Here is an 8,879-nt window from a genome sequence, read left to right on the forward strand (position 1 = left end):
GCGGCGCGCTCACCCCACGGTGGACCGCACCGCGGTGACCGTCAGCGTCGAGGACCGCGCCGTGAAGCTGCCGCCCAGCGCGTCGACGGCCGCGCCGACCTCGTGCAACACCTGCGCGAGCGCTGTTCGCCGACCGTACGGGCACCCCGCCGGACCCGTCGGCCGTCCGGCGGGTGGTGGGCACCGTCCTCGCCGGGGCGCTGCCGTAACCGCGCCCGCGGCCGCGCCCGCGACCGCCCGTACGGCCGCGTGTTCAGGCCGCTCCGGTGCCGAACGGGCCGCCGGGGCCGAAGGCCAGCGCGGCGAACCGCTCGCCGATGCGCCGGTGGGTGGCGGCGTCCGGGTGGAGCTCGTCGGGCAGCGGCAGCTCGGCGTAGTCCGCCTCGCCGTAGAGGTCCCGGCCGTCCAGGTGGTGCAGGTGGGGGTCGTCGGCCGCGCGGGCGGCGGTGAGCCGGGCCAGTTCCTCCCGGATGACGGTGAGTGTCAGCTTGCCGGCGGCCCGCTCCGCCGGGTCGCCGGTGGCCCGGAACCGCAGCTTCCCGTCGCTGAAGTCCGGCGCGCACGGCCCGGGGGTGTCCTCGTGGATGGGGCACAGGATCGGGGAGACCACCAGCAGCGGGGTGTCGGGGTGGCCGTCGCGGATGGTGTCGAGGAAGCCGTGGACCGCCGGGACGAAGGCGCGCAGCCGCATCAGGTCGGTGTTGACCAGGTTGATGCCGATCTTGACGCTGATCAGGTCCGCGGGCGTGTCCCGGATGGCCCGCGCGGTGAACGGGTCGAGCAGGGCGCTGCCGCCGAGCCCCAGGTTGACCAGTTCCACGCCGCCGCCGGCGGCGGCCAGCGCCGGCCAGGTGGTGGTGGGGCTGTCGGCGTCCGAGCCGTGGCTGATCGAACTGCCGTGGTGCAGCCACACCTTGCGGCCCTGGTCCGACGCCGGTTCGACGGGGGCGTCGGTGCGCAGCGCGACCAGCTCGGTGACCTCCCGGTGCGGGAGCCAGATCTCCACCCGCTTGTCGTCCGCGGGCAGTCCGGCGAACCGGACGGTGGCGACCGGGCCCGGCCGGGTCACCGTCGCGCCGGTGGCCAGGTCCACGGTCATGACCTTGCCGCCGGCGGTGGTGGCCCGGCCGGCCCGGTGGCCGTCGACCACCAGGTCGTACACGCCGTCGGGCCGGGGCGGGACGCCCGGGTAGGCCAGTTTGGTGGGCAGCACATCCAGTTCGACGACGGTCGCCCGGGTGGCGAGGACCAGCCGGACCCCCGAGGGCTGGGCCGCGGCCATGGCCAGCTGCCCGTTGGCGCACTGGGCCCGGGCCCGGGCGGGCAGCCGGTGCGGCAGCAGGCCGTGCTCGGTGCGTTCCAGGTCGAGGGCGCCGCGCAGCAGGGCCGCGGTGATGGGCGTCTCGGTGAGTGCGCCGAGCTGCGGGGAGGTCCGGGGTGCCGCGGGGTCCGCGGCGGCGCCGTCGTCGGTTCGGGTGTCCATCCCCGCACCCTGCTGACCGGGTCAGGGGTTGCGCAACTGCTTTCCGGCCTCAGGCCGCGGTGCGCGGGCCGAAGTCGACGTCCGCGGTGGCGACCGTACCGCCCGTACGGCCGGGCGCCGAGTGGTGCTGCCAGTACAGGTTGGTGTGGGCGATGACCTGCTCGGGCGTCGGCGCGCCGTACGCCGACAGGTCCTCGGTGGTGTGGGCGTCGCCGACCAGGGTCGCGTCGTAGCCGCGGGTGATCGCGCCGTGCAGGGTCGAGCGGATGCAGGCGTCGGTCTGCGCACCCGCGACGTAGAGGTGGCCGACGCCGCGGGCGGCGAGCACCGCCTCCAGGTCGGTGTCCTCGAAGGAGTCGCCGTAGGCCTTCTGCACCAGCGCCTCGGGCTCCTGGCGGACCAGCTCGCCCACGTACTGCCAGCTCTCGGTGCCGCTGCGGAGCTCGTCGTCGTTGTGCTGGACCCAGACGACGTCGACCCCGGCGGTGCGCGCCCGCTCGACCAGGGCGGCGATGTTGGCGATGACGGTGTCGCGGTCGTGGGCGTGGGCCACGACGCCGTTCTGCACGTCGATGACGAGCAGGGCGGTGTTGGGTCGGTCGGCCAGCGTGGTCATGGTTCCCCCCGGGGGTGTGCGGATCACGGTCCCGACGATGCTATGCCCCGGGCCCCGCGGCGGGGGCGGGAGCGGCCGCGGACGGCCGCTCGCGGCGCGCGGTGTCACGATGGAGCCCGGGGGCCGGTGACGGGAGGCGTTCATGGGCCGCGACTACCAGTTCCACCGCGAGCACGCCGGCTGTTCGGTGACGGCCGTGGTGCACCTGGGCACCGTACGGGAGCTGGAGCTCCTGGTGAACGGGAAGCCGGTGGGGTTCGAACGGCTCCACGGCCACCACGCCGGGGCCCGGACGCTCACCACGGTGCTGCCGACCGATCCGCCCGTCGGCATCGACGTCCGGCTGGAGCTGCCGGGGGCGATGCGCGGGGACCCGGTCTGCGTCCTGGCCGACGGTGACCGGCAGTGGCCGATGCCGCTACGGCCGGTGCCCCGCACCGCGCGGCCGACCGAGGCGTCCTGGTACAGCTGACACCCGGGCCCGCGGACGCCGCGCCGCCCCGGCCCCGGTGTGCCACCGTGGGAGGAAGGGGGTGCCAGGACCGTCTGCTGCGAGAGGAGCGGCCATGTCATCGAAGCGTCGCCGCAAGAAGAAGGGCCGCGCGAGGCGCAAGGCCAACCACGGCCGTCGGCCGCAGTGCTGAGCGACTCCACCCGCCCGACCACCCGGACCCGCCGTCGCAGCGCCGCTGCCACGGCGGGTCAGCCGATTCTGACGCCGATCAGGCAGGTGTCGTCGTCGGTGTCCGCGCTGCTGTAGCGGAGCAGGTGGTCCAGGCGGTGCTCGAGTTCGGCGGGGTCGTCGGACGGTGGCGGGGCCTGGGCGGTGGCCAGCAGGCTGTGCAGGGAGGCCTGCAGGGAACGGTCGCGGCGTTCGATCAGGCCGTCGGTGTACATCATCAGGGTGTCGCCCGGGATCAGCTGGATCTCGCCCTCCTCGTAGTCGGCCTGGTCGATCGCGCCGAGCAGGATGCCGCCGAGGTCGGGCAGCGTCCGCGCCGCTCCGTCCCGGAGCAGGACCGGTGGCAGGTGGCCCGCCCGGGCCCAGCGCAGCCGGCGGGTGGCCGGGTCGTAGACGCCGCAGACGGCGGTGGCGGTGACGTTGTCGGTCAGGTGGTGGGTGACGCTGTTGAGCCAGGCCAGCAGCTGGGCCGGTCCGGCGCCGGTGGCGGCGAGGCCGCGCAGGGCGTTGCGGAGCGCGACCATGCCGGTGGCGGCGTCGATGCCGTGGCCTGCCACGTCGCCGACGCAGAGCAGGATCTGGCCGCTGGGCAGGGCGAGCGCGTCGTACCAGTCGCCGCCGACCAGGTGGTCCTTCTCGGCGGGGCGGTAGCGGACGGCGACCCTCAGGTCGTTCAGGGTCAGCGGGCCGCGGCTGGGCGGCATGATGGCGTGCTGGAGCTGGAGGGCGAGCCGGCTGCGTTCGGCGGCCTGGGCCTCGGTGTGGGCGAGTTGGTCGCGGGTGGCGGCGAGGGCGACCTCGGTCCAGTGCTGGGCGGAGATGTCCTGGTAGGCGCCGCGGACGCCGGCCAGGCGGGACTGCTCGTCGAGGACGGGTTCGGCGACCACCCGGATGTAGCGGGCGACACCGTCGGCGCGCTGGAGCCGGAACGCCGTGGACGCGGCGCGCCGGTGGTGCAGCACGGTGCGCAGGAAGCGCCCGATGGCGTGGGCGTCGTCGGGGTGCGCGTGCTCGGGCAGTTGGTGCAGCGCGATCGGGCGGGCGGTGGGCGGCAGACCGTGCAGCTCGAACAGCGGCTCGTTCCAGGCGATCTGGCCGGTGGTCAGGTTCTCCTCGAAGCCGCCGATCCGGCCGAGGCGCTGGGCGTGCTGGAGCAGCCGGGCGACCCGCGGGGTGCCGTCGTCGAGGCGCCAGACGACGGCCAGGTGCCGGCCGTGGCGGCTGATGCTGACCCGGGCCTCGGTGGTCAGCGGGACGCCGTCGACCAGGGCCGCCAGCCGCATGCTCTCGGCGCGGAACGGTTCGCCGGTCGCGAAGACGTGCTCGACCTTCTCGAAGAGTCCGCCGGGTTCGGCGGCCAGCGGGTAGGCGTCGAGCAGCCGGGTGCCGACCACGGCGCCGGGCCGGCGGCCGGCGAAGTCGACGAAGCCGGGGTTGACGTGCCGGATCAGGAAGCGCAGGGGCAGGTCGGGCGCGCCGGTGAGGGGTTCCAGGACGAGGCAGGGGTCGTGGAGGCCGTCGGCGAGCTGGAGCAGTTCGGTGAGCTGCTGGTCGGCGCTCTCGCCGGCCGGGTGTCCGGGCCCGGTGGCGGGCTGTGATTCGAGGGCGGTGGCGCACAGTTCGGCCAGTGCCTCGATCTGGCGGCGTTCGGGCCGGCTGTGCGGGGGCAGTTCGCCGCTCCAGCAGATCTCCAGGGCGCCGATGATCCGGCCGGCCGAGCCGACGGGGAGGGCGACGCGTCCGCCGGAGAGCTGGTGGTGGCCGATGGACGGCAGGCCGGCGTCGGCCAGTGACGGGTAGTCGGCGGTGTGGCGGCGGTCGAGCGCCTGGCGGGCGGGGGTCGGTACGCCGGGTGGTACGTAGCGCCAGCGGGCCGGTTCGCCCGCGTCGAAGCCGGCGCTGCCGGCCAGCGAGAGCGACTGGTCGGGGTGGGCGGCCCAGATCGCGACCGCCTCCGCGCCGAGCGGCCGCAGGGCGTGGTCCAGCATCGAGGCGGCGACCGCCTCGGCGTCGGCCCCGGCGAGGGCGCCGGCCTCGGCGGCGCGCAGCCGCAGGCCGACCGAGGGGGCGTCCGGGGCGGTGGCCGCGGTGACGAACTCGCGGGCGGCGGCGGCGATCCGGTCGGCGGACCGCCGGTTGACCAGGTCGGCCGCCAGTTCCAGGACGGAGAGGCCGGCCTGTTCGGCGAGGGTGTCGAGCTGTCCGGCCGCCTGGGTCGGGCTGCAGCTGAGCCGTTCGATCAGGATGCCGATGGCCATCTCGACCAGGGCGCGGCCCTCGGTCCCGGCCTGGGCCCGTTCCAGTTCGTCGCGCAGCCGCTCGACGGTGCTGGCGAGCCGGCCGACCGCGCGGGGGTCCCAGGGGGTGAGGCCGTCGGTGGTGAGGCCGTCGGTGGCGGAATCGGCCCCCGGGTCCCGGGCGAGGACGGCGACGCCGGGCGCCGGGTCGGGGGCCGGTTCGCCGGGGCCGTCTGTGTCGGGGCGGGGGCCGGCGGGTCCTGGTCCGCTCTGGTGGGGGTCGTGCACGACGGGTTGCTCCTCGGGTGTCGGGGCACCGGTCGGGCGCCGAACGGCCGGGCGGACGCGGGTCAGACGGTCAGCCGGCTCTTGATCCGGGCCATCAGGTCGTGCGCGTCCACCGGCTTGGTGACGTAGTCGCTGGCGCCGGCGGCGAGGCTCTTCTCGCGGTCGCCGACCATCGCCTTGGCGGTGACGGCGATGATCGGCAGGTCGGCGTGTTCGGGCATCGCGCGGATCGCCGCGGTGGCCGTGTACCCGTCCATCTCGGGCATCATCACGTCCATCAGGATGACGTCGATCCCGGGGTGGGCGGCCAGGGTGTCGATCGCGGCGCGGCCGTTCTCGGCCTGCAGCACGCGCATGCCGTGGAGTTCGAGGATGCCGGTGATGGCGTAGAGGTTGCGGTCGTCGTCGTCGACCACCAGGACGGTCCGGCCGGCGAAGGCGGTGTCGAGGTCGTCGGCGGCCGGCTGGGCGGCGGCCTCGGCGCGGACCGGGGGCAGCACGTCTCCGGGCCGCTCGGCGCTCAGGTGCAGGGCGATCCGTTCGCGCAGCTCGTCGAGGCTGGAGATGAGTTCCAGCGGGCGGCCGGCCGCGCGGTCGTGCAGGGCCTGCTCCTCGTCGGTGCCGAGGCGGCGGCCGTGGTGGGCGAGGACGGGCACGCCGCGCAGGGCCGGGTCGCGGTGCATCTCGCCGAGGAAGCGTTCGGCGGCCCCGTCGGGCAGGTCGAGTTCGAGGACCACGCAGTGGCAGGGGGTGGTGGCCAGTGCGGCGGCCGCCTCCTGCGCGCCCACGGCGGTGACCAGTTCCACCGGGCCGCGGGTGTCGCCGCCGCGGGGGTGGCCGCCGGGGTCGGCGAGGTCGGCCAGCGCGCTCTCGGCGACCAGCGAGAGCAGGCCGCGGGGACGGTCCTCGACGACCAGCAGCCGGCGCGGCCGGACCGGCGCGGCGGCGGGTGCGGCGGGGGTGGTGCGCCGTTCGCCACCGGCGGGGGCGCTCACGGCCTCGGGCTCGGTCCGGGTGCCGGGGACGCCGGGTCCGGCGAGGTCGGCGCGGTCGGCGGGCAGGTACAGGGTGAAGGTGGAGCCCTGGCCGACGGTACTCTCGGCGGTGATCACCCCGCCGAGCAGGAAGGCGATCTCGCGGCTGATCGACAGTCCGAGGCCGGTTCCGCCGTACCGGCGGCTGGTGGTGCCGTCGGCCTGCTGGAAGGCGCCGAAGACGGTCTCCAGGTGCTGCGGGGCGATGCCGATGCCGGTGTCGTGGACCCGGAACGCGATCACCGGGCCGCCGCGCCGGGCCGCCTCGGGTGCCTGCCGCTCCTCGACCAGCCCGATCCGCAGCTCCACCCCGCCGCGCTCGGTGAACTTGACGGCGTTGGAGAGCAGGTTGCGCAGCACCTGCCGGAGCCGGTAGTCGTCGGTCAGCAGGCCCTCCGGTACCTCGGGGGCCAGGGTCACGTCGAAGGTCAGGCTCTTCTGGCCGGTCAGCGGCCGGAACGTCGACTCGACGTAGTCCAGCAGCCGGCGCAGCGGCACGTGCTCGGGGCTGATGTCCATCTTGCCGGCCTCGACCTTGGAGAGGTCCAGGATGTCGTTGATCAGCTGCAGCAGGTCGGAGCCGGCGGAGTGGATGATGCCGGCGTACTCGACCTGCTTGGCGGTCAGGTTGCGGGCCGGGTTCTGGGCGAGCAGCTGGGCGAGGATCAGCAGGCTGTTGAGCGGGGTGCGCAGCTCGTGGCTCATGTTGGCGAGGAACTCGGACTTGTACTTGGAGGCCAGTGAGAGCTGGTGGGCGCGGTCCTCGAGTTCCTGCCGGGCCTGCTCGATCTCCAGGTTCTTGGTCTCGATGTCGCGGTTCTGCGCGGCCAGCAGCTCGGCCTTGTCCTCGAGTTCGGCGTTGGACTCCTGGAGTTCCTCCTGCCGGGCCTGCAGTTCGCGCGAGCGGGCCTGCAGTTCGGCGGTCAGCCGCTGGGACTCGCCGAGCAGTTCGTCGGTCCTGGCGTTGGCGACGATGGTGTTGACGTTGACGCCGACGACCTCCATCAGCTGTTCCAGGAAGTCCCGGTGGACCTGGGTGAAGGCGCGGACGGTGGCCAGCTCGATCACGCCGAGCACCTGGTCCTCCACCACGATCGGCAGGACCACCAGCGAGACGGCCTCGGTGCGGCCGAGGCCGGAGGAGACCGTCACGTAGCCGGGCGGCAGGTCGTCGACGGCGATGGTGCGGCGGCTGCGGGCCGCCTGGCCGACGAAGGACTGGCCGAGCCCGAAGCGCCGGACGGCCGCCCCGTCGTGGCGGGCGTAGGAGCCGATCAGGTTGAGGTGGGTGGTGTCCTCGCTCTCCTCGGCGAGGTAGAACGCGCCGTACTGGGCGTGCACCAGCGGGGTCAGCTCGTCCATGACCAGCTCGGCGACCACGTCGAGGTCGCGCTGGCCCTGCATCAGGCCGGAGATCCGGGCCAGGCTGGACTTGAGCCAGTCCTGTTCCTCGTTGGCGCGGGTGGTCTCGCGCAGCGACTCCACCATGAAGTTGACGTTGTCCTTGAGGTCGGCGACCTCGCCGGAGGCGTCCACGGTGATCGAGCGGGTCAGGTCGCCGGCGGCGACGGCGCTGGTCACCTCGGCGATGGCACGGACCTGGCGGGTGAGGTTGCCGGCCAGTTCGTTGACGTTCTCGGTGAGCCGCTTCCAGGTGCCGGAGACGCCCTCGACCTCGGCCTGGCCGCCGAGCCGGCCTTCGCTGCCGACCTCACGGGCCACCCGGGTGACCTCCGCGGCGAACGAACTCAGCTGGTCGACCATGGTGTTGATGGTGGTCTTGAGTTCCAGGATCTCGCCGCGGGCGTCGACGTCGATCTTGCGGGTGAGGTCGCCGTTGGCGACGGCGGTGGTCACCTGGGCGATGTTGCGGACCTGGCTGGTGAGGTTGTGGGCCATGAAGTTGACGTTGTCGGTGAGGTCCTTCCAGGTCCCGGCGACGTTGGGGACCCGGGCCTGCCCGCCGAGGGTGCCCTCGGTGCCCACCTCGCGGGCGACCCGGGTCACCTCGTCGGCGAACGCGGAGAGCGTGTCGACCATGGTGTTGATGACGCCGGCCAGCGCGGCGACCTCGCCCTTGGCCTCGACGGTGATCTTCTGCGACAGGTCGCCCTTGGCGACGGCGGTGGCGACCTGGGCGATCGAGCGGACCTGTCCGGTCAGGTTGGAGGCCATCACGTTGACGTTGTCGGTGAGGTCCTTCCAGGTACCGGAGACGCCGCGGACGGTCGCCTGGCCGCCGAGGTTGCCCTCGGTGCCGACCTCGCGGGCGACGCGGGTCACCTCGTCCGCGAACGCCGACAGCTGGTCGACCATCGTGTTGATGGTCTCCTTGAGCTCCAGGATCTCCCCGCGCGCGTCCACCCTGATCTTCTGCGACAGGTCGCCGCGGGCGACCGCGGTGGTGACCTCGGCGATCGAGCGGACCTGGGCGGTCAGGTTGTCCGCCATCACGTTGACGGACTCGGTGAGGTCGCGCCAGGTCCCGGAGACGTCCCGGACGTCGGCCTGCCCGCCGAGCCGGCCCTCGGTCCCCACC

Annotated in this window: 5 protein-coding genes; 1 reads left to right on the forward strand and 4 read right to left on the reverse strand. The window is 74.2% G+C overall.

Going from position 1 to position 8,879, the window contains the following annotated elements:
• Window positions 1–253 precede the first annotated feature (253 nt).
• Window positions 254–1,483: a GDSL-type esterase/lipase family protein gene (locus AA75_RS38375; protein WP_082527153.1), complete on the reverse strand. Its 1,230-nt coding sequence runs from the start codon at window positions 1,481–1,483 to the stop codon at window positions 254–256.
• Window positions 1,484–1,532: 49 nt separating this feature from the next.
• Window positions 1,533–2,099: an isochorismatase family protein gene (locus AA75_RS38380; protein ID WP_033825079.1), complete on the reverse strand. Its 567-nt coding sequence runs from the start codon at window positions 2,097–2,099 to the stop codon at window positions 1,533–1,535.
• A 142-nt stretch (window positions 2,100–2,241) separates the two neighbouring features.
• On the opposite strand from AA75_RS38380, the gene AA75_RS38385 reads away from it, so the two are divergent.
• On the forward strand, window positions 2,242–2,571 hold the full coding sequence (locus tag AA75_RS38385) for a hypothetical protein (RefSeq protein WP_233289371.1): 330 nt from the start codon (window positions 2,242–2,244) through the stop codon (window positions 2,569–2,571).
• 230 nt (window positions 2,572–2,801) lie between these two features.
• Here AA75_RS38385 and AA75_RS38390 read toward each other — a convergent pair whose 3' ends face one another.
• Together AA75_RS38390 and AA75_RS38395 are read right to left on the reverse strand one after the other, a co-directional pair.
• Window positions 2,802–5,306: a SpoIIE family protein phosphatase gene (locus AA75_RS38390; RefSeq protein WP_082527154.1), complete on the reverse strand. Its 2,505-nt coding sequence runs from the start codon at window positions 5,304–5,306 to the stop codon at window positions 2,802–2,804.
• A 62-nt stretch (window positions 5,307–5,368) separates the two neighbouring features.
• Window positions 5,369–8,879: HAMP domain-containing protein (locus AA75_RS38395; RefSeq protein WP_033825081.1), on the reverse strand; the 3,511-nt coding region annotated here is incomplete at its 5' end.

The organism is Kitasatospora sp. MBT63, assembly GCF_000710465.2.
In the GTDB taxonomy this organism is placed as follows: Bacteria; Actinomycetota; Actinomycetes; order Streptomycetales; family Streptomycetaceae; genus Kitasatospora.